Annotated in this window: 16 protein-coding genes; 8 read left to right on the top strand and 8 right to left on the bottom strand. The window is 27.9% G+C overall.

Features of this window, described 5'->3' with window-relative positions:
* Window positions 1–93: 93 nt before the first annotated feature.
* The 4 genes from JBL43_RS00200 to JBL43_RS00185 all read right to left on the bottom strand — a co-directional run bounded on the left by JBL43_RS00200 (window position 94) and on the right by JBL43_RS00185 (window position 3,910).
* A complete protein-coding gene (locus tag JBL43_RS00200; protein ID WP_198839491.1) occupies window positions 94–1,695 on the bottom strand; it encodes a hypothetical protein in 1,602 nt (533 codons plus the stop codon).
* Window positions 1,696–1,748: 53 nt separating this feature from the next.
* Window positions 1,749–2,243 carry a DUF6702 family protein gene (locus JBL43_RS00195; RefSeq protein ID WP_198839490.1) on the bottom strand — a complete coding sequence of 165 codons (495 nt, stop codon included), beginning with the start codon at window positions 2,241–2,243 and terminating at the stop codon, window positions 1,749–1,751.
* 64 nt (window positions 2,244–2,307) lie between these two features.
* Entirely contained in the window at window positions 2,308–3,141 is an 834-nt protein-coding gene (locus tag JBL43_RS00190) for a carboxypeptidase-like regulatory domain-containing protein (RefSeq protein ID WP_198839489.1), read from the bottom strand.
* Window positions 3,131–3,910: a carboxypeptidase-like regulatory domain-containing protein gene (locus tag JBL43_RS00185; RefSeq protein ID WP_198839488.1), complete on the bottom strand. Its 780-nt coding sequence runs from the start codon at window positions 3,908–3,910 to the stop codon at window positions 3,131–3,133. Before JBL43_RS00185 ends, JBL43_RS00190 begins: the two co-directional genes overlap by 11 nt.
* 150 nt (window positions 3,911–4,060) lie before the next feature.
* Here JBL43_RS00185 and pepE point away from each other — a divergent pair, with 150 nt between their 5' ends.
* Both pepE and JBL43_RS00175 read left to right on the top strand, forming a co-directional pair.
* Complete coding sequence (gene pepE, locus JBL43_RS00180) at window positions 4,061–4,771, top strand: dipeptidase PepE (RefSeq protein ID WP_198839487.1); 711 nt, start codon at window positions 4,061–4,063, stop codon at window positions 4,769–4,771.
* A 254-nt stretch (window positions 4,772–5,025) separates the two neighbouring features.
* The gene (locus JBL43_RS00175; protein ID WP_198839486.1) at window positions 5,026–6,750 is read left to right on the top strand and encodes a hypothetical protein; all 1,725 of its coding nucleotides are present in this window, start codon (window positions 5,026–5,028) and stop codon (window positions 6,748–6,750) included.
* 43 nt (window positions 6,751–6,793) lie between these two features.
* Here JBL43_RS00175 and JBL43_RS00170 read toward each other — a convergent pair whose 3' ends face one another.
* Window positions 6,794–7,519: a DUF4369 domain-containing protein gene (locus JBL43_RS00170; protein WP_198839485.1), complete on the bottom strand. Its 726-nt coding sequence runs from the start codon at window positions 7,517–7,519 to the stop codon at window positions 6,794–6,796.
* A 388-nt stretch (window positions 7,520–7,907) separates the two neighbouring features.
* Between JBL43_RS00170 and JBL43_RS00165 the strand changes: the two genes are divergently transcribed.
* Window positions 7,908–12,200 (top strand): T9SS type A sorting domain-containing protein, encoded by a 4,293-nt coding sequence (locus tag JBL43_RS00165; RefSeq protein ID WP_198839484.1) that lies wholly within the window; start codon window positions 7,908–7,910, stop codon window positions 12,198–12,200.
* Between the two features lie 70 nt (window positions 12,201–12,270).
* Here the strand turns inward: JBL43_RS00165 and JBL43_RS00160 are convergent, their stop codons facing one another.
* Complete coding sequence (locus JBL43_RS00160; RefSeq protein WP_198839483.1) at window positions 12,271–13,629, bottom strand: PIG-L family deacetylase; 1,359 nt, start codon at window positions 13,627–13,629, stop codon at window positions 12,271–12,273.
* 163 nt (window positions 13,630–13,792) lie between these two features.
* Here JBL43_RS00160 and JBL43_RS00155 point away from each other — a divergent pair, with 163 nt between their 5' ends.
* The 3 genes from JBL43_RS00155 (at window position 13,793) to JBL43_RS00145 (ending at window position 18,471) form a co-directional block, all read left to right on the top strand.
* A complete protein-coding gene (locus JBL43_RS00155) occupies window positions 13,793–14,773 on the top strand; it encodes a Gfo/Idh/MocA family protein (protein ID WP_198839482.1) in 981 nt (326 codons plus the stop codon).
* A gap of 224 nt (window positions 14,774–14,997) precedes the next feature.
* Complete coding sequence (locus JBL43_RS00150; RefSeq protein WP_198839481.1) at window positions 14,998–16,644, top strand: glucosamine inositolphosphorylceramide transferase family protein; 1,647 nt, start codon at window positions 14,998–15,000, stop codon at window positions 16,642–16,644.
* Between the two features lie 771 nt (window positions 16,645–17,415).
* Window positions 17,416–18,471, top strand: a complete 1,056-nt coding sequence (locus JBL43_RS00145; protein ID WP_198839480.1) for a glycosyltransferase family 4 protein — start codon at window positions 17,416–17,418, stop codon at window positions 18,469–18,471.
* 76 nt (window positions 18,472–18,547) lie between these two features.
* Here JBL43_RS00145 and JBL43_RS00140 read toward each other — a convergent pair whose 3' ends face one another.
* Together JBL43_RS00140 and JBL43_RS00135 are read right to left on the bottom strand one after the other, a co-directional pair.
* The gene (locus JBL43_RS00140) at window positions 18,548–19,612 is read right to left on the bottom strand and encodes a glycosyltransferase (protein WP_198839479.1); all 1,065 of its coding nucleotides are present in this window, start codon (window positions 19,610–19,612) and stop codon (window positions 18,548–18,550) included.
* 214 nt (window positions 19,613–19,826) lie between these two features.
* A complete protein-coding gene (locus tag JBL43_RS00135) occupies window positions 19,827–20,900 on the bottom strand; it encodes a glycosyltransferase family 2 protein (RefSeq protein ID WP_198839478.1) in 1,074 nt (357 codons plus the stop codon).
* Between the two features lie 270 nt (window positions 20,901–21,170).
* Between JBL43_RS00135 and JBL43_RS00130 the strand changes: the two genes are divergently transcribed.
* Together JBL43_RS00130 and JBL43_RS00125 are read left to right on the top strand one after the other, a co-directional pair.
* Window positions 21,171–22,001 carry a hypothetical protein gene (locus JBL43_RS00130; protein WP_198839477.1) on the top strand — a complete coding sequence of 277 codons (831 nt, stop codon included), beginning with the start codon at window positions 21,171–21,173 and terminating at the stop codon, window positions 21,999–22,001.
* A 23-nt stretch (window positions 22,002–22,024) separates the two neighbouring features.
* Window positions 22,025–23,098, top strand: a complete 1,074-nt coding sequence (locus JBL43_RS00125) for a glycosyltransferase family 4 protein (protein ID WP_198839476.1) — start codon at window positions 22,025–22,027, stop codon at window positions 23,096–23,098.
* Window positions 23,099–23,110: the final 12 nt, after the last annotated feature.

Here is a 23,110-nt window from a genome sequence, read left to right as displayed (position 1 = left end):
AATTGTTAAATTTTAACAAATTTTTATAAAATCAAATTTTTTAAATGGTAGGAAATATTTAAGTTGGACGTGTTTGGCAACTAATAAAAGACTTTAATTGGTAACTTTTTTAACTTGTCCTTGAAATTTTTCAGCATTGTTTAAATCCTTTTTACTTTCAGCTTCCCTTCTTTTTTCTCTATCTGCAATAGATTTAATTATTCGTGAATTTTTTATAGATTGTATTTCTTTCTGTCTAAAAGATGTTTCTAATTTTTTTGCAATATATTCATCTCTTTTTGTCTTTTGTTCAAGTTTTAAATCAGACATATATAATTGTTGCTGACGTACTCTGTTTTTATTTTTTTGAATGTAAAGAGCTGCTAGTTCCTGTTCGTTTTGTTCTGATTTATCTAAAATAGCTAATTGATTTGCTATTTTTATTTTTTCTTTAATTTCAAGAATCTCATGAGCTAATTGTTCATTCTCTTTAATTTTATCAGAAATAATGGCCGAATTCATAGCTTTTGAATGCTCTTTGAAATCAATACGGTCCATAATAGCTTGTTGCTCTTTCGCTTCCTTTTCCGCCAATATTTTATCATTATAAAGAGCTCTTTCGTCTTTTTGTTTAACCTGCTGTATTATTTCTTTTTCTCTTTTCTCTAATTTATTTAAAACAGCTCCTTTGTTATGGTCGCTAATTTTCTTTTTGATTTCAAAAATTTCATGAGCCAATTGTTCATTCTGGCTAATTTTATCATTTATAATCACTGAGTTTCTTGCTTTTGATTGCTCTTTAAAATCAATACGATCACTAACCTCTTGTTTATCTTCAATTTCCTTTTGAGTAAGTACTATATTATTTTCAAATTGAATTTGTTTTTTTAAGTCAAGCTGCATTTTTATTAATTGTTCTCTGTCTTCTAGCTTGTTTAAAACATGGAGTTGGTTTGATTCTTTTTTAAATTCCTTATTTTGGATATTAAGATTCAATAATTCTTCATTTTCTTGTAACATATTAGATACTATTGCTAAGTTTTTCTCCTTAGACTTTTCCTTTTGATCAATTTGTGCTTTTATAGATAGTTCTTTATCTTCTATATTTTTTATAACATTGAGTTGAATTTTATTTTTAGATAATTCTTTGTTTCGAATATTATCAATTAAAAGCTCCTCATTTCGATTCAATTTACTAGAGATTAGTGTCGAGTGATCAGCTGCTATTTGCTCTTTTCTTTCTATCTGGTTTGAATAAGCTACTTCTCTTTCTTGTTCATTTCTAGCCAATATCTCTTTATTTTTTGATATTAAAATGTTTTTATCTTCTAACCTTGTAATAAGATTATTTGTTTTTTCTTTTTGTATATCAACAGCTCGTTGCTGTAATGTCAACGTTTTTTTGTTTTTTTCAACTAAAATTGAATCAGCTCGTAATTCTAATATTGCTATTTCTTCTGCTTTATCTAATTTTCTTTTATCTTTTCGCTCTCTCCGAGTTAAAATTGCATTTTCTTTGGCTAGCTGTCTCTCTTTTTTTAATGCAGTTCTTAATGAGTCGGCAGTGTATAATTTGGCTTTAATCCTCGACTCTTTATCAGATTCAATTTTTGCCAATTTTATTTTTAATTCAGATTTTGAATCGTATATGGTATCGTTTTGGCAGTAACCAAAATAAATATTAAAAAGTAAGAGTACAGCGTAAAGTTTCTTCATAGATTTTTTATAGCAATTTTTCTTTTTACAAATATAACTAAAGATTGTGCCATTTAAAAATTGAGAATATCCTTTGGAGCCTCTTCTGTTAGGAAAAAAGTCTTTTTAACATCATTAATATTTAGTTTAATTATATTTTTTTGAGAAGGAAAATATTTCATTAGCATGGTATCAGATATTTCTATGCTATGAATTGATTTAATACTTGAGAGTTCTAAATATATATAAACAATGTCATTTTCATATTCTTTACCCAGATATTGAAAGGGATAAAGTTTAGAATCAATTTTAATTTTAAAATTATCTTTTATATATTTAGAAATAAGACTATTATATTCTTTAGATTCATCTTTTACTCCTAATTCTATAGAAATGTTGTTTGTTTTATTGAGAACTTCTTGAAGATCATCAATAAAAATTCTCATGGTAATTTGAACACTTTCGTTTTGTGGTTTAAAATCTACTTTAATCAGACTGATATAATATTTATGTACAGAAAAAGCTAAAAGTGGGAGTAGGAATAATAGAAAAACTTTTGATTTGTTCATAAGAGTGATTAAGTACTAGGTTGAATAAGGTACAAATCTATTTAAAAATAGCAGTTTTATTAAATTAATTCTGAGTTTTAATTTTTTCGAGATAAATTTTACTTTCCGATATTAGTATATCAATAATTTCAATTTTTTTATCATCAGCATATAATCTTGCTATGCCTTTTGGTAAACAAGTAGCAATAAATTCTTCTATGTGATTTGGTGGAACCTTCAGCGTTTCTGTAAAGAAAATATCTCCAAAATCAATTCTAATATTTTCTGAGGCGGCCAACACCTTATCAGTATAACGTCTATCTAATTTTTTAATATTCCTTTTTGTTGCACCAATTTTTGAGAGCTCCTTTACAATTGGTTTAAATAATAAAGTCGCTATCGCGATAAGATCTGGGTTCATGTTAGGCATTAATTGATCATCACTTGAAGTTCTACTTCTGGAGGATGCGTCCATTTTAACATCGACCATATTTAGGTCTATTTTTGAAAAATCAAGAACTCCATCTTTCACATTTTTTGCAATTTTGATTTCATCGGAATCAACAGTCATATTTCCTGTAAGGTTATGTTTAATTTCGACTTCATCCAATTCATTGGTTTTCTGAAATAAATCTACACTCAGTATTTTATTGCTAATATGATTATTTGTAATTGGGATCTCTAAATAATAAAATTGAATACCAGTAATAACTAAGGTGTCCTTTTCTTTGATTTCAATAGTAAATTCCCCTTTAGAATTGGTTATGCTTCCTTTTTTAGAATTTTTATTAAGTATATGTATATTTTCAAGTTCTGCACCATCACTTTTAATGTTACCATAAATGATAATTCTTTCTTGCTGAGCAAAGCCAATACTACTTAAAAAAAATATAATGTAGAGAAAAGCATTATTCTTCATGTTGCAATTTTTTTAAATACAGTTTACTTTGTTTAAAAAAGATATCAATGACCTGTAGGTAACTTTTTTTATGAAATAAATTTATAATGTTTTTTGGCACACAGAATTTAATAAAATCATCAATTTTATTACTTGGGATTTTTAACGAATAAATGAAAAAATCATCTTTAAAGTGAGTTCTTATTTTTTTATATAATAGCTTGTTACGTTCTAATAACTTATCATCTTCAATAAGTTTTTTGAGTTTACGATGCTTTTTTCTATTACCAGAAATGATATTATAAATATTATCAATTCCACCGGCTTGACCCAATAATGTTTTTAAGATAACAACATGAGTTTTATCTTGACTGTAATATGCCAATTTTCTGTCAATTCCTGTAAGTGGTTCTTTATCAGCATTGGGCAAATTTAATGCCTTTGCCATATTCTCTCGTTTTCTAAGGTATACTTCTTTTAGTTCGTTTGTTTTAATCGTCAATTCTACTAGAATCGATTTATTGTCAATGTTTGTCTCGGTAATTACTACTTCTTTACTAATGAATTGAATTCCTCTAAAAAATAAAGTGTCAGATGGTTTTGCAAAAATAGAAAATTGACCTTCTGAATTTGTAATGGTACCTTTTTGAGAAGTTTTATTTATGACATGAAGATTTGTTAAATCTTTTTCGTCACTTTTAATAGTACCATAAAGAAGCGTACGATCTTCCTGAGCAGAAACACTTATGGAATAGAGTAAAAAAAGAATTAGGTAGGTTGATTTTTTCATTTCTACAAATTAAATCTATGAATTGCCAAATAAATATTAAATCAATTGTAAAATTTTGTTAAAGATTCCTATTTTTGGCCGATAATCGGCATTTTATTTACGACTCATGCTTCAGAAGTTTTGTGATGAAGGTAGCTGAAATTTTATTTTATGAAAAAACTAATCTTAGCAAGTACCTCAACAATTTATGGTAGTGGGTATCTTGAATATTTATTACCAACATTGAAATCCTTTTTTAAAGGTTATAAAAATCTTTTATTCGTTCCTTATGCAAGACCCAGTGGCATTAGCTATGATGCATATACTAAAATAGTTTCAGAAGCTTTTAAAAAGATTGATATTAACGTTTTTGGTTTACATACTTATAGTGATAAACATCAAGCCATTGAAAAAGCTGAAGGTATTTTTGTAGGTGGTGGCAATACTTTTGTATTGGTAAATGAATTGTACAACCAAGATCTAATTGAAGTTTTAAAACACACTATAGCTAATGGAACACCCTATTTGGGAACGAGTGCGGGTAGTAATATTGCAGGTTTAACGATGCAAACGACAAATGATATGCCAATAGTATATCCGCCAAGTTATTACACATTAGGATGTATTCCTATAAACATCAATGCTCACTACTTAGATCCAGATCCAGTTTCAAAGCACAAAGGTGAAACTAGAGAAACAAGAATAAAAGAATTTCATACCTATAATAAAATTCCTGTGATTGGCTTACGAGAGGGGAGTTGGTTACACATTAGCGGAGATAAAGTTGTACTAAAGGGAGAATTAACTGCGAGATGGTTTGTAAAAGATAAAGAACCAATAGAGATTGAAACGAATCAAATACTATTTAGCTATAATTTGTAAATTAATGTATAAATAGGTAAGAAAAGTTGTTATTAAGATAATGGTTAGTTATTTATAAAAAACAGTTAACTTAATACAATAAATAATAAGATAGAAGGTTATTCCACAAGATTCTTATGTTAGAGCTATTTTTTTTTGGTTTGTTCACTTAAGTTATGTTTTAAAGTAAATTTTCGAAAAAAAACTTAAACTAATTAAAATCAATAATAAAAGGATATAATTACTAGTAATTTATAATAATAATAATAATAGATATGGATTTTTTATTGATAAACAAAAAGTATGAGACTCGTAATTCCTTAATTGAAGAATATTCATCCTCTTTTGATGTTTTTTCAAAAAGAGAACAAGTTAAAATTGCCGAATTTGATAAAGATGATTTTTATTTATCATTATATAATAGTAAAAATTCCAAATGTTTTTTTAAAGAATATAAAAATGGTGATTTTATAATTGTTTTAGGTACATTGTTTTATAAAAGTGAGTTTGGAGAAGATTGTTTGGATAATCTTTTTAGAGATTTTGCAGAGAGAGATAAATATATTTCAAACAATTTAATTGGAAACTATTGCGTGATTGTTTATTTGAATGGTGAACTTTCCATATTTAATGATTATTTAGGTTTACTAAGAGTTTATTATTCAGAAAATTTAGCAATATTGTCAACCTCATTTTTAGCAATTTCAAAAGCTATCAAAAATAGAACCCTTTCGAATCAAGAGATTTATGAATACATTATAAGAGGGGGAATGTATGGTGATAACACTATATTTAGTGAAATAAAACTTTTGCCAAGTTCAACTATTATTTGTATTAATGGAGAACAAAAAATGGAAGAATTAAAATATATTTACGAAAGACCTATTTTTTATGAAGATTTTGATAAGATGGTGAGTCATGTAAGTGATAAATTATTGGCTATTTTTGATGTAATTGTGAAAAAATATGATACTAACATTACGTTAGCACTTACAGGTGGATACGATTCAAGACTTAATTTAGCATCTCTTAGAAAAATTAAAAAAATCCCCTATCATTTATACGTTTATGGAAAGGAAAATGATAGCGATGTTGTAAATGCTAAAAACATCGCAGAAAGAGAAAATTTAGTTCTAAAACATATTGATAGAAGTAAATACACTAAAGTTAAATTAAATAACTTTAGTGATTTAATAGAAAAAAATTATTATTATTTTGATGGTTTAGGGAATGTCGGCATTTTTGATAATGGTTCAGATTTGGATACACGAATAAATAGATCCCAAGATGGTCAACTTCAGGTCAATGGCGGTGGTGGTGAGATTTTTAGAAATTATTGGAATCTTAATTCATTTGGTAAGAAATCATTAGATTTCGTTCGTCATAAATATGATTTATTTAATTATGAACCCTATTCTTTGCTGTTCAATAAAAAGGAATATTTTAATAATTTCGCTACCAAAATGGTTAGGTCAGCTGGTGCTAATTCTAATAGTTTAACAAGAAAACAAATGGAGATGTGTTACCCATTATTTAGAATTAAATATTGGCAGGCAATTAATAATTCCAATAATTTACGTTTTTCAAATACGCTTACTCCATTAATTGACCCAAGTTTATTATACCTATCATATGACTTACCTATGAAATTTAAGTTTAATGGGGTGTTTGAAGCTGCTTTAATAAAAAGTATAGATGCTAAAATGGCAGAATATGAATCAAACTATGGCCACAATTTTAATGTTAGGCCTCCGTTTAAAGATAGAATGAAAAGTTTTTTCATGAGAAATATTCCTCTTTTAGTTAAGCCATATCTTAGATGGACTTTTTCTAAAACAAAAAATAGTGAATTACCTTATTATTTAGAAAAAGAATATACCTCTAAGGTTATAGATTTAGACAATATGGTAATATCAAAGTTTGTTGATATTAATAAATTATCAGACGCAGGAAGGTTATCAAGAGCTTTAACAATAGAATATTTATTAAAAAAAATATAATTATTTTTCTCATTGTTATTATTAAAGTGAATAAAATTTAGATTTAATTTGAATCACTCAAATTAGAAATGGCTTTAACGCTATCTAAATAGATTAGAATTTGAAGAGCAAAATCACCTTTTTTTACACTATTAGAAAAATTATTATAAATTATGGCTATACTATCTTTTTTAACAGAATTACTTTTAAGAACAGTTTGTAAAGCAAAAGCAGCAATATATGAATTTGAGTTTTCTTTTGCAAAATTTAATGTAAATGTCTCGTTTTCTTTATAGATAGCATCTATTTTTTTATTGATTTCTTTAAGTTTATCAACATCATTTTCTGTTCTCGCTTTTTGGAAGAGCGGGAATAAATAATTGGTTTTAGAAATAATTTCATTTGATTTTGTTGTAAAATTCAGGTATTTATCATTTAGTTGAGAACCCTTTATAATGGAGTTACTTAGCCAATTTTTATCAACCTCAATAAAAACGCTATCATTTTGAATAAATAAGCCAATAGAACCTTTTATACTATCTATATAAATACCAAAAACTTCTGGTTTAGTTATTTTACCGCTAAATTGAAAAGTATTATTTAACGTATAAACAGTATCTAAAGGTATAATATTATTTGACGCTTGAAATTTTAAAAATACCCTAGTATTGTCAGAAATAGAATCAAACTGACCAAGTATGAAAAAACTATTATCATTTTTTTTCGGCTCATTTTTATCACATGAGATAAATGAACACATTAAAGTGATAATTAATATCAAATACTTCATGAGTAACTTTATACAATTTATAATTTAACACAAAAATACTATTCTAAATTTAAGTAATCTAAATTCAATCGAACTTATCAACAAAAAAGAACCTTTTTAAACAATACGGACTATTTCAAACACAACTTTAGAATTCCTTTAGAATTGAAAACTACGTTCGCGGCAGTTCAATTTTAAAGGGGTTAAGAAGTTTTTCAAACTGAATACAATTTAATTAAAAATGTTGCGTTAAGTAATTTCTGCTAAGAAAAGAATTAAGAAAATTATTTATTCTATACCCTCCCTGTGATTTGAATTTTTAATTCAATGAATTAGAAAAATTATGTCTTATTGAAAAAGAAATATTGCTGATAATTATTTAACAATAATTAATCTGTAACAAATAACTATGACAAAAAAATTACTTTTATGTATTAGTATTGTATTCTTTACTAATATTTTATTTGCTAGTACGCCTCCCACAATTTTTAACTTCAGGATAGAGTCTTCTCAACCTGATAGGGTCTATTTTGATAGTGATAAACCTATTAAAGGTAGCAATATTGTTGGATTTACAATCAGTAATAAATCAATTTCTGGAATCATCATTAACGAAGGTCAATTGTCTAATCATTATATAACGGTTTCCAATAAATTCACTTATTGGGATAACAATACGATTAGATACGAAGGGGGTAGCGATATATCTGATACTAATAATAATGGTCTGATTGAATTTACCCTATCATATATAAATAATAATATCCCTGAACCAGAAGCAAATAATGATAGGTATGTTACCACCTCAGCGTCTGGTGGTGGAGATGGGAAATCGGAAAACTCAGCTTGGACTTTGGAGGAAGCATTTGATAAGGCAAATGCAGGTATTACAGTATGGATAAAGGCTGGTAATTATGGGAATCAAAATTTATCAATATACAACGATGGCACTTCAGTTAGCCCATTAAAATTTATTGGTTATAAAAACACTCCTGGAGACATTTCTAAAAACTATTATGACTATGGTAAAAAATGGAGTACGAGTGAAATGCCCACACTAACTGGTAAATCAGCTTCGAATGGACATGCAATACAATTAAGGGGAATAAATTATGTTGTATTTAGAAATTTACAGATAACTAACTATCAATTTGGTATTAGAGCCAATAACTCTCATAATAGTAATTTAGTGTTTGACAGAATAAATGGTAAGACTTTTGGTTTGGACTTGAATACTGGGAATGATTTAAATGCCTCCTTTATGGCGTTAATTACGTATGTTAATGGTTCAGGTGATAGACCTTTTACATCTAATAATAAAATGAAAGTTTTAAATTGTAGAAGCGTAAACGCTTCTATGGGGGGATTTACCTTATTTGGAGAGGGATCTAATTTAATTAAAGGTACCAAAAGTTATAATGATAGAATAGGAATTCACGAAAGACAAGACTATCAAATTAGTGTAAATGGTCATAACAATATTATTACAGATTGCTACATAGAGCAATTTAACAATACAGAAACAAGTGGAAGTACTCACGGTATCGGTATTCGTGGTTCATCTAATTTAGATAACACTTATAACTTAATTGAAAAAAGTACTGCAATAAATTTTGAGGAATGCTTTTACATTAGAAATTATGGTTGCGAATATAATGTCATAAAAGATGTGTATGCAGGTAACAATGGTAATTCAAGTTATGAAGATAGAGGTGGCATATTTATATGGGGTGGTTCTAATTATAATATTATAGAGAGGGTTTTCGTGGAAAACCAAGACCATGCTCTATGTTTTTTTGATAATACTGAAGAAGGTAATATAAATAATAATGATATCGGCCATGACAATATTATAAGAAATAGTGTTTTCAAGAATAGTAAGTACGCTATAAGAGCTTGGGGGACAAAAGCATCTAATCTGACAAATACATTTATCTACAACAATACATTTGATAATATGGATTGGTTTTGGAGAGGTTCAACATCCAATGTAATTGTTAGCGGTATGAATATTATTAATAATCAGATTTTAAATATTGATAAGAGCTATGTAACATCAGATTCCAATTTTACAGGCTTTACTTTTCAACACAACAATTTTCATAATAGTTGGAAAATACCTTCAGGAGTGGGTAATATAAGCGTTGATCCACAATTGGATAATAATTTAAAACCAACATTATCAAGCCCTAAAACAATTACAGAAGGTGGTTTGATAATACCCGAAGTGAAACTGGATTTTGAAAAGAAAGTACGTTATAATTATAACACCATAGGTGCATACCAATATAGTGAAGATACTACAGGTTATATTGAAGTAAACGCAGGTGTTGATGTCGAGATTTGTGAAGGAAATTCAACAATTTTAACAGCAATAGGAGAGGGGACTATATTATGGAATACAGGAGAGACTTCAAATAGCATTTCGGTGAGTCCTGAAGAAACAACATCGTATTCGGTTACCATAACCAATGGTGACAATGTAGGAACAGATGATGTATTAGTAACGGTTAATGGAGCTCCAACGGTAAGTTTAGAAGAAGATAAAACAATTTGTAATGGTTCAGAAGTAACATTAACAGCTACTGGAGTAGGTGATTTTTTATGGAGTACAGGAGAAACTACCGAAAGTATTATTGTAAGTCCAACAGAGACTACAACCTATACTGTCACGGCATCTACAGCTTGTGATACTATGGTTTCAGATTCTATAGTAATAAATGTAAATGAGAAATTAAATTTAAATGTAGGTGAAGATATTGGCGTTTGTTCAGGTAATGAAGTAACATTAACCGCTCAAGGGAATGGTAGTTTATTATGGAGCACGGGAGAAACGACTCAAAGTATTACGGTTTCACCAACGGAAACAACAACATTTTATGTTACCGCGACTTTAGGTGATTGTTCTGTTACTGATGAAGTGATTGTTTCAATTGTTAAGAATCCAGAAATATCACTAGGTGATGATAAAATTATATGCGAGGGAGATGAGGTTACACTATATGCCCAAGGAAGTGGAATTGTTTTATGGAATACAGGTGAAACCACAAAAAGTATTTCGGTAAGTCCGCTAGTAACAACAGAATATTCAGTAGTATCAACAATTAATTGTGGTGATACTTCTGTTTCCGTATCTGACACGATAGTGGTTAAGGTAAATGAAATTGTAAACTTAACCACGACAGAGGATATGCAAATTTGTAATGGCTCTGATATTGTTTTAACAGCAGAAAGTAATTCTGATGTTTTATGGAGTACAGGAGAAACTACGAGTAGCATAACTGTAAGTCCTTCAGAAACTCAAACCTATTCTGTAACTGCGGGTAATGGAATTTGTGGTAAAACAGAAGAAATTATAATAACTGTAATAGAGACGGCAAGTGTTTCTTTGGGCGAAGATATTACAATATGTTATGATGAGGAAGTAAGTTTAACTGCATACGGAAATGGCGATATTCTATGGAGTACAGGAGAAACTTCAGCAACTATTAAAGTTAATCCACTAGAAACAACAATCTATTCTGTTAGTGCGACTTCAGCTTGTGGGGATACGGTAATGGATGAAATAGTAATTAACGTTAATAAAGAATTAATTGTTGATGCTGGTGATGATAAATCAATTTGTGTTGGAGAAACAGTAACACTAACGGCAAATGGAAATGGAAATTATTTATGGAGTACAGGAGAAACGACCAAAATTATAACGGTTAGTCCTACTAAACCTGATACTTATTGGGTAAGTAATTCAGAAGGAGATTGCTCTGTATCGGATGAGGTTTTTGTGGATGTACAGAAAGCTGCTTCGGTTAGTTTGGTTGAAGATTTTACTATTTGTAGTGGTGAAGAAGTAACTTTAATAGCTACAGGCCACGGAGATTATCTTTGGAATACTGGAGCTACAACCTCAAGTATCTCTGTACAACCGATGGAAACAACGACGTATTCTATAAGTGCTAGCAGTAATGCTTGTACTGCGGATGCTGTAGATGAAATAACAATTTATGTAAATGAAAGTGTTATGGCTGATGCAGGTAATGATGTTAGTATTGAACCAGGTGATAGCTATACATTAACGGCAAGTGGAGGTAGTTCTTATTTATGGAGCACTGGTGAAACTACGGCAAGTATAATAGTACAACCTGAGTCTACAAAAGTTTATTCAGTTGAAGTTGGTAATGGAACAAGCTGTAGCGGTACTGATGAAGTAAAAGTTAGTGTTGAAGAAATACCATTAACTATCAATGAAGGTGAAGATATTATAATATGCAAAGGAGATGAATTGATCTTAAATGCAAGAGGGAGTAGTAACTATTTATGGAATACAGGAGAGGTTGGAACAGCTATTACTGTTAATCCTAATACGACCACAACGTATACGGTTTCAGCTCAAAAAAACGGAAATTTAGAGACCGTTGATGTTGTTGTTACTGTTGAGGATTGTTCATCCAAAAGATCTGTAGACTATAGCATTTATCCGAATCCAACAGATGGATTGGTTAATATTAATATTCCATCGCAAAAAGAAGGTGTGGAATTAATTGTTTCTGCAATAAATGGTAAAATTGTATTTAGAAGTGAAGTGAAATCAGATAAAAATGGAATTTTCACCCAAATTAATTTATCACATTTATCTAATGGAATTTATCTAGTAAAAATGGTTAGTGATAGTTTTAATCAAACGAAAAAAATTATCCTTTTATAAATTATCATTAAGTTAAGCTAAAATAGAACGAACTTATTAGAAAACGTATTATTTTAGCTTTACTAATGTATTAAAACTTTATTTTAGAAATTTTGTTTATTGGTATTACAAAAAATAATTCATTAGAACGTACAGACCTTCTAAAATAATCGTTTTGAGGTCCTATTGTATTTCTTTTCAATATCTTTAAGGCATAAACAAATGCTTTTTTAGAATCAAGGTAATCAGTATCCAATCTAATATCGTTCATCGCATCTAAAGCAAATATCTTCTCTTTCTGCAAGCTTAAAGGCATCGGTAAAGAGTAAATACTTTCAAAATAAAAAGAAGTGTCGAAATTTGGTGGTAAAGTTATAGGTTCGCCCATGTTGCCGTATGGATAAGATTCACTTTTAGGTAAATGGTTTGTATATAAAAATAATTGACCTTGATTCAAACCTGTTTTTTTTATAGCATCGAATAACGCTATGGTTGTAAATTGATGATCTAAATGACTATCTAAATTTGGGGATGGTGTGACAATTATTTCAGGCTTAATTGTATCTAATAAGAAGGTTAAATCATTCACTAAAGAGATCCAGCGAGAAGTTCCTTTAACACTATCTAGCAATTTGCTAATATTTTGTTTTCGAAAAGAATTTATGTCATAAGTCTTAGTGAAATGTGTTTTTACTAAAGCAGTATCATTTGCGTGCATTGCGGCCAAAGCTTCGTTGAAATATCCAAGATTTAAAATGTTTTCAGATTTAATATTACCTAACAATGGTACAGTTAAGCTATTCCAAGTACGTATTTTACCTTTTTGTAAATAATGCGTTAGACTGTCTTTGTAGATTTCATCGTATTTAAATTCGCCCGCATCACCAGCGGTTACTGTAACTATGTACGTGTTTTTTTGATAAGTAGTGTACAATCCATAAGCAGCAATTTCAGCATCATCAGGATGTGGAGCGAGGACCAAAATATTTTTATCTTTTAAAGTGCTATTTTTAAAGACATATAATGAGACCTCATCATCTATTAGCACACTATTTTGTGTGATTATTTTTATTTTATTTGTATTAGAATTTAAAACATCACTTATATTTAAATAACGCACCCCATTAGAACCAATTTCAAAGTGTTCTGAAATTAGTTTATCATTAAAATAAATATTTATTTTTGGCTGATAAAATTTACCTAAAAAGGTTGATTTTAAATTGACTTTTAAAAAGGTTGTAAGATTTTTATTTTTAATAAAAGGTATTTGAATAGAATCATGTTTTACTTTCAACTTATATATTTGTGCATTTCCATTGTCAAAATTATAATTATAGTCTAAAGTAGTATTGTAATTATATATTGATTTTCTTTTATTATGTGAGTAATATAAAATTAGGGCAATACCAATTAAACCAAATATAGATAGAATAAAATATTTTTTTTTCATTAATAAATAATTTTTTAATCAAAATAATACTATAATAAATACGTTTAAACAAAAGTAATCAAAATAAGAGATAGTCTATATTAAACTCGTTTTTGATATAAATTATTTTTACTTTTGAACATTGTTTGATTAACATTTGTTAGAAATTGATACATTTAAATATATGAAAAATTTTGCCCTTATAGGAGCAGCAGGATATATTGCTCCGAGACATTTGAAAGCTATAAAAGATACTAAAAATAATCTAATTGCGGCATACGATAAGTTTGATTCTGTTGGAATCATGGACAGCTATTTTCCTAATGCAGACTTTTTTGTTGAGTTTGAGAGGTTTGATCGTCATATCGAGAAACTAAAACGGCAAAAAGATGTTAATCTGGATTATGTTAGTATTTGTACACCTAATTATTTGCATGATGCTCATATAAGGATGGCATTGAGACGTGATGCCCATGCCATCTGTGAAAAACCATTGGTATTAAATCCTTGGAACATAGATGCTCTTTCTGATATCGAAAAGGCTACGCAAAAAAAAGTGTATTCTATTTTGCAATTAAGATTACATGAAAGCATCATAGCTTTAAAATCTAAAATAGAGAATGGACCTAAAGATAAAGTTTATGATGTAGATTTAACATATTTAACCTCAAGAGGTCATTGGTATTACACTTCTTGGAAAGGAGATGATTCTAAATCTGGAGGAATAGCATCTAATATAGGAGTTCATTTTTATGATATGCTATCTTGGGTTTTTGGTGATGTAAAAGAGAATAAAGTCCATCTACATAATCATGATAGAGCTTCTGGTTATTTAGAATTTGAAAAAGCTAGAGTTCGTTGGTTCTTGTCAATAGATTATAATGTTATTCCCGATGAAGTTAAAGAAACAGGTCAACGTACGTATCGTTCGATTACAGTTGATGGCGAAGAGATTGAGTTTAGTGGAGGGTTTACAGAATTACATACTAAAAGTTACGAAGATATACTTAATGGTAATGGATTTGGCTTACAGGACGCCAGACAATCAATTGAAATTGTTCAAAAAATAAGAAATTCTGAAATTTCACCGCTAACAGGAGATTACCATCCTTTTGCAAAAAAAGAAAATGCAAAACACCCTTTTAGAAATGGAAATGCATATTAATTTACACCATTTATACTTTATTTTGATTAATTGAGCTGTAAATAATAAAATGTTTATTAAAGATTCTTTGCTATAATGTTGGAATTTAAACATAACGAAAATTCCTTTTGGGATATAACAAATATATTTTATTGATTTTATGATAGATTCGAGTAATATTCTTAACATCATATTCGATTTAATTTTAGATGTTGCTATAAATTAATATAAAATATGTATATCCAATGAAACAACCATTATTAAGAATAGCATTATGTGTAATGTCTAAAAGCATTCCTTTTTGGGTTTATAAGATGATCGAAATTATTAATGAAGGGGATTATGCTGAAATTATTTTAATTATAGAGAATAATAGCAAAAAGGAGAATGTTAAAACAGTAAATAACTTCATATATAGGACTTATGAAAAAGTAGAAAATAAATTATTTAAAAGCAACCCAAGTGCTTTTAAAAGTATGAAAATTAATTCCCTTTTAGGCTGTGAGTCTATAAGTGTTAATAGTACTTCTCAAAACCAAAGTGATTATTTTGCAAAAGAAACACTTTCGGTTATTGACAATTTTCATTTAGATGTTATAATCAACTTATGCCAAAATAAATTATCTGAGGATATTGTACAATTAACAAAATATGGAGTGTGGTTTTTTTCAGGCGGTGATGGTAAAAATATTCAAAGTAATGTACCAGGTGTTTCTGAAATATTGAACAAATCTTTTATTACTGGAATTACCCTGAACATGAATTTATTTAATTCTAAATCTGAACAAGAGGAGTTCGTCATAACATCTGCTAATTATGCTACTCATAAATTCAATATTAGTAAGAATAGAAATCATTTATATTTCAAACTAAAAACGTTAATTCCCAGGCAATTAAATCTCTTATTCCAGGATGGTTACGAAATGTACTTTAAGGGATTAGAAGAAAGAAATAGTTTACCGAATTTTTATTCAAAACCTTATTACGAAATACCAACTACCTATGAAACTTTTAAAGGAATTGTTAGGAATTATGCGAAACTTTTAAAAAATATTGTTAAATCAAAATTTTATTTTGACCAGTATATATTATTATATAATTTTAATAATTCTAATAATTTTTCAAATTCATTTTATAATTTTAAAAGAATATTACCACCAAAGGACCGGTTTTGGGCAGATCCTTTTATACATGAAATCAATGGAAAATATTTTGTGTTTTTTGAAGAGTTAATTTATACAGAAAATAAAGGGAAAATTTCAGTTCTTGAGTTATCTAAAGACGGGCAGGTTTCAGAACCAAAAGTTGTCTTAGAGAAACCCTATCATTTGTCTTATCCCTTGCTTTTTGAAGAAAACAAAAAATTATATATGTTACCTGAAACCTCGGAAAATAGAACTATTGAATTGTATGAATGTTTAGATTTTCCCTATAAATGGAAATTATCAAAAGTATTAATGGAAAACATTAATGCTACAGACGCTACGCCTTTTAAATATGATAACTTGTATTGGTTATTTACTAATGTTGGAGAAGAAATGGGGGCAAGTACTCATGACGAACTTTACCTTTTTTATACGGAAGATTTATTTAATGGAACATGGCAATCTCATCCACAAAATCCAATAGTAACGGATGTCCAATTTTCTAGACCTGCTGGCAATTTATTTGTGAAAAATGATAAAATTTACAGACCTGCACAAGATTGTTCTAAACGATATGGCTATGCTATGCATATTCGAGAAATTACTATACTTAATAAAAAGAATTATGAAGAAAGGGAAGTCCAAGCAATTTATCCTGAATGGAGTAAAGATGTTTCTGCTACCCATACTTTAAATCATCACAAAGAACTTACAATTATAGATGCTATTGTGACACGGAAAAAATAATACAGGATTCAAAACAAAGAATTATTATAAATTTAATTTTCTTTTCCATTTGCATAATCAAAAATTTTATGAATTTCTGATATCTCCTATGTTTTGGTTAGTAAAATGTCTAATTACACGAATTTGAGAAGATAATTTTTATAGATTTTTAAAATAATTTTAATATGAAAATTATTTATAAATTAAAACAACTGGTCCAAATTGACAGCACAAATTTTAAATTAGTTAATACTTTACTTTATAGTTTAAATAATAAGTAGTCCGTTAATATTTAGAGAGTATCATAGGTAACTTTTAACTTCTTAAATACAAATTAAATAAAAGGGGAAAAACCCCTTTGATTTATAGGATTTTCCCCCTTTTTCAGTAAATTTTTTTTTATTGTTAAATACATTGTTACATTCGTTGTGTTATTTATTCTTATACGCTATGAAAAGGAATATCAAGACTACCACTAATAAAACGGAAAAAGTAATCTTCATATTATTTTCTTCATTTTTTTTAAATAACTTCAATACAACTTTAGGTACACTGGAAAAAGGTTAATTTATTAATATAGTTTATTTTTTTTACCTGCTGTAAAAAAGAATTACAAGTGAAAGCTATAATAAATTATAATTCTTTTCTTGCAAAGAAAGTAACTAGACTAATGTTTTGTCTTGTAAATTTAATTTACTGCTTACAATTTAAAGTGTATTCAATTTATAGAATATATATTGTAATTATTGGGGATTTATAGATTGCAATATTTTCTTAACTAAAATATTTATTATGAAAATAGTCCTAGTAACTCCATTACTTGATTTAGGTGGCGGACAGCGTTATGTTTCTGAATTAGCAAATTATTGGTCTACACAAGGTCATTCTGTTAGTATTATTTGTTTAAGAAGTGGTGAGCCATTTTATAGTATAAACAGCGAAGTTAGAATTATTAAATTATGTATGTGCCAAGGAAATACATTTAAAAAAGCTGTTGGTATAGTAAAAACCTTTATAAAATTAAGGAAAAAAATTAAAGAAATTCATCCAAATTTTGTTTTAAGTATTTTAAGTTCTACTAACATTTTTACTTTAATTTCAACACGTTTTTTAAATGTGAGAGTATTTGTTAGAGATGCAATGAGTCCATATAGAGAAAGAAGTAAAAAAGAGATGTATTTAAGGAAATTACTCTACAAAAAAGCTGATGGTGTTATATTATTGACAAAAATTGCTAAAGATTTTGTAGAAGCTGAAACTGGAGTTACAAATGCCAGGGTAATACATAATCCGGTATCCCATGTACATAAGTTTGATAATATTAAAAAAGAAAAAATGGTAATTACTGTTGGAAGATTAACTTCGATAAAAGCACAACACTATTTTTTAGAAACTTGTGCTAAAATAAATAGATCTGATTGGAAGTTTGTAATACTTGGAGAAGGGGAATTAAGAGAAGAGCTAAATAATCAAATAGTATCTCTAGAATTAAATAATAAAGTGATTATGCCTGGGGCAGTTCAAGATGTAGATTCTTGGTTAAATAAATCGATGATTTTCGCATCAACATCTGTCTCAGAGGCATGGGGAAATGCTATTAGTGAAGCTATGGCAGTTGGATTGCCAGTGGTGAGTTTTAATTGTGATGTTGGTCCTTCGGAAATGATTGAGGATGGTGAGAATGGATTTTTAGTCCCTGTGGGTGATGTTGACCAATTTTCTAAGAAAATAGTACAATTGATGAATGATGAAAATCTACGGAACAAGTTTTCCTTAAACGCCAGTGAAATACAAGATAAATTTTCAATTGATAAAATTTCTAAGGAAATTCTTGAATTTTGCTCGTAAATAACATCTTTTCACAAAAAAGGAAACAATTAATAGGTTTTGGTAATCGCCTATTTATAAATTTTGAAATTAATAGCTAAGGATTAACTATGGTTTCTTTTATAAGTTTCTCTCTTCTTTGCCTATACTTTTTAATAATAAAATGATCAATAGGTTTTTTAAAGAAACGATAGATTCTTATAGATAATAAAAAAAGTAATTTTTTATTAAACATATAATTTTCAAATTTTCTAAATTTACTAATTCCATTATATTTTGATAGTGGATATAGTTTATGCTTGCGTAAATCCTTAATTATTGTATTTATTTCTGAAATAGTAAAGTCACTAGTAAGTAGACGTTTAGAAATATTGAAAAGCATTTCTTGTTGTTTACTTTCAATAATTTTAGTTCCAATATCATTTTGTTTATAATCTTTTATAAAAAAGGAAATTTTTTTTGTCATGAAAATAAAATCCGTAATTGATTTTCGGTAGGCGGCAGACTCTTCGTTCATCCAGATAGAATTAGGATTGATGACGTAGCGATAGGCATCTAAAGGGTAGTAGGCAATTCTATTGGCTTTGGGTACAATTTCGGCATTAAATACCATATCTTCCATTATTTTACCCTCAATAAACCTTACGCCTATTTGTATTATTAATTCTCTTCTATAAATAGAAATACAACAGCTTTCATTATAACCACGCCTAGCGACATATTTTTTTCCATTTTGTACTTTTACATCAGCTAATGAAGGATTATTATTTATTGAAACGTTTAATACTCTAGACTCTGTTCTAATATACTGAAATTCTAAAATATCTAAATTATGTTTTTTTAAACAACTAAGAAGTGTATTAACGGTATTAGGGATTATATAATCATCGGCGTCTATAAACCATATGTATGCACCTCTTGCTAATTCAATGCCTCTATTTCTAGTAGCACTTAACCCTTTGTTTTTCTGACTATAAACTGTTATGCTTTTATGCTTCTTAGAAATTTCATTTGCTTTAGATAAACTATTATCTGTTGAGCCATCATTTATGAGGATTATTTCAAAAATATTTTTGTTTACAGGCTGGTCAATTATACTATATAAGCATTGTTCTATATACTCTTCAGCATTATACATTGGTATAATAAAACTTAATATCATTTTAATATCATTTAATTTATCAAGTTACTATAGCGAACTTCATCATATATACTTAAATTTTAAAACCTATTTTTTATTGAATTTTCACTTTTATATGCTGTCATACAAGTTGTAAACGATTAATACTTTTTAAAAGACATAGACCCTATTTTTTATGGATTGAGATTACTTTATTATTATAAATTTAAGTTTTAATATAAAACTCAAAATATTTCTAGTCAAATTTAACAATTGTTTTTTTAATTAACCTTTCTCTTTTACGCTGATGTTTTTTTATTATAAAATAATTGATTGGTCTTTTAAACATTCGATAGATAAAAATAGTTGAGATAAACAGATATTTATTATTGAACGAAAAGGTTTCAACTTTTCGTAAAAAACTTTTTCCATTAAATGGTGAAATAGGGTGTAGATTGTTCTTAGATAAATCATCCATAATAGTGCTAATTTCAGAAATATTAAAATTAGACATTAGTAACCGTTTAGAAACATTATAAAGCATTTCTTGTTGTTTATGTTTTATAATATTAGTTCCGATATTATTAACATTATAATATTCTATAAACTCGGAAAATTTTTTTGCCATAAAAATGAAATCTTTGATTGATTTCTTAAACGCGTTAGATTCCTTGTTTGTCCATATTGAATTTGGGTTAATAACATAGCGGTATGTATCTATTGGAAAATGAGTAATTTTTTCAGCCAAAGGAAAAAGTTCGGCATTGAAAGTCATATCTTCCATCACTTTACCTTCTATGAATCTAATTTTGGTAGACAATACAAATTCTTTTTTGTATAAATTTGTGCAGCAACTATCATTTAAATCAACCTTTGAAGCATATTCTTTGCCATTAAAAATTTCAATTTTTGAAATATCAATATGTTTTGTAGCAGTTTTGTTTAAAGCTCTAGATTCAGTTCTGATTTTATTGAATTGAAGTATATCTAAATCATGTTTTTCAGCGAAAGATAATAAATGATTAGCGGTATCTGAAATAATATAATCATCAGCATCAATAAACCAGATGTATTTACCATTAGCCAGGTCAATTCCTTTGTTTCTAGCAGCACTTACTCCTTTATTCTCTTGAGTAAATACAGTAATATTTTCATCTTCTTTAGAAATTTCAGTGGCTTTAATTAAACTTCCATCTTTTGAACCATCGTTTATAATTATTATCTCATAATCATTTTTAGTGAGCGGTTGATTTAGAATACTTGCTAGACATTGTTCAATATAATTTTCTGCGTTATACATAGGTATAACAATGCTTATTCTCTTTTTCACAGGCGTAAATTTCACCATTTATTTTTTTTAATAATTATAAAAGGTAAATAGGCGACTTATTTTAAGTGATGATAAATTTATACATAATTAATAATCTATAAAGGAAAATTAAAATAAGTTTTCAACCTTTATTAAAAAGTTGTTAAATTTTTTAAAGAAAAATATTATGTTTGTTAAAGAAAACAAAGTTATAAATAGATGAAAGTATTGTGACAAGTTGTTTTAACAATATATACATTATTTAAAGCTATAAAAAAATATAAAAAAATCATGATTTCTCTTATAGTATGTTCTTATGATGGTTATTCAGACTGTTGGGACCCTTATTTTAAAATGCTTGTTAAATATTTTCCGCAGGCAAAAGATTTTGATATTATTTTAAGTACAACTACTAAAGATTATCATTTTGAAGGTTTAAATATTACAGTTTTAAAACATGGAAATGATGCCCCTTGGGGTAAACGTCTTCTGGATAGTTTAAAAGTTGCAAAGTATGATATTGTTTTCCCATTATCTGAAGATTATTTTTTGCGTTCTCCTATGAATTTTAAAATGTTTAAACATTTTGTTGAATTAATGCAAAAAAATGATGATGTAGATTTTATACGAATGCTTAGATATAGTGTGAGATGGAGTGATAAACCTTCCAAATATAATTTCTTAAACAAGATTGAACCCACTTGTAAACATAGATTCTTACTCATTCCAGGGCTTTGGAAAAAAAAGACAATTTCAAAATATATTAAGGATTATGAAAATATTTATATGTCAGAAAAAATAAATGGTATACGTTCTTGGATTTATAAAGATGAATTTTATGCCATATCAGAAGAATACGTAAATGAGTATGGTCAACTTTATGATACTTGGAATAGTGGTTTTATATTTAAAGGTAAGTGGCCTGTTTGGTGTATTGAAAGTTTAGAATCGGAAAACTTAAATATTGATTATTCAATAAGAGGATCGATTGATAATGAGGGTGCTAAAAAAACTCGAGTAACCTCGAAAATAGCGATTATTAAATCACCTTTTACTTCTTCTAAATCCTTTTTAAATATTATTGGTTTATATATAAAATCATTATTCGTTAAATTAGAATAATTATCTTCGCTAAAATTGTTTTTATGAAATCGATTAATAAGCATATTGTACTTATCACTCCGCTATTAGACCACGGTGGAGGACAACGATATATTGCTAATTTATCTAACTATTGGGTTTCATTAGACTACACTGTTACAATAATACTTCTAAGGTCAGGTGAATCATTTTTTACACTTTCAGATAAAATAGAAGTTAAAGAATTAAATTATTGTAATAAAAACACAATAAATAGAATTTTTACGGGTTTAATAGCCTGTATAAAACTCAGAAGAATTCTTAAAGATGAAAATCCGAATTTTGTATTAAGTATTTTAAGTTCTACTAACATTTTTACGTTAATATCAACACGTTTTTTAAATGTGAGAGTATTTGTTAGAGATGCAATGAGCCCATTTAGAAAAAGAAGTAGAACAGAAAGATATTTAAGAAAGTTACTTTACAAAAAAGCTGATGGTGTAATATTAATGACAAAAATAGCAAAAGAATTTGTAGAAGCTGAAACTGGAGTGACTAATGTCAAAGTTATTCATAACCCAGTATCTCACGTCAATAAGTTTGATAATATAAAAAAAGAAAAAATTGTTATAACTGTAGGAAGATTAACATCGGTTAAATCACAACATTTTTTTTTAGAAGCTTGTGCTAAAGTAAATAGACCTGATTGGAAGTTTGTAATTCTTGGGGAAGGAGAGTTAAGAGAAGATTTGAATAAGAAGATCACTTCTTTAGGTATAGAAAATAGAGTTACGATGCCTGGTGCAGTTAAGAATGTCGATGTGTGGTTAAATAAATCTATGATATTTGTTTCAACCTCAGTGTCTGAAGCTTGGGGAAATGCGATATGTGAAGCTATGGCTGTTGGATTACCAGTAGTGAGTTTTAATTGTGATGTAGGTCCGAAAGAAATAATAGATGATACAAAAAATGGGTTTCTAGTACCTCTTAATGATGTTGAGGAATTATCATTAAAAATTGAAAAACTAATGAATGACGAATCACTAAGAAAGAAAATAGGAGATAATGCGATGTTGAAAATGCAACAATTGAATATAGAAACTATATCTAAGGAAGTACTTGATTTTTGTTTAGCATAAAAAAATAAGAAG

The organism is Aureibaculum flavum (genome assembly GCF_016406085.1).
GTDB lineage: Bacteria > Bacteroidota > Bacteroidia > Flavobacteriales > Flavobacteriaceae > Aureibaculum > Aureibaculum flavum.
This window is presented reverse-complemented; position numbering and strand designations above follow the sequence as displayed.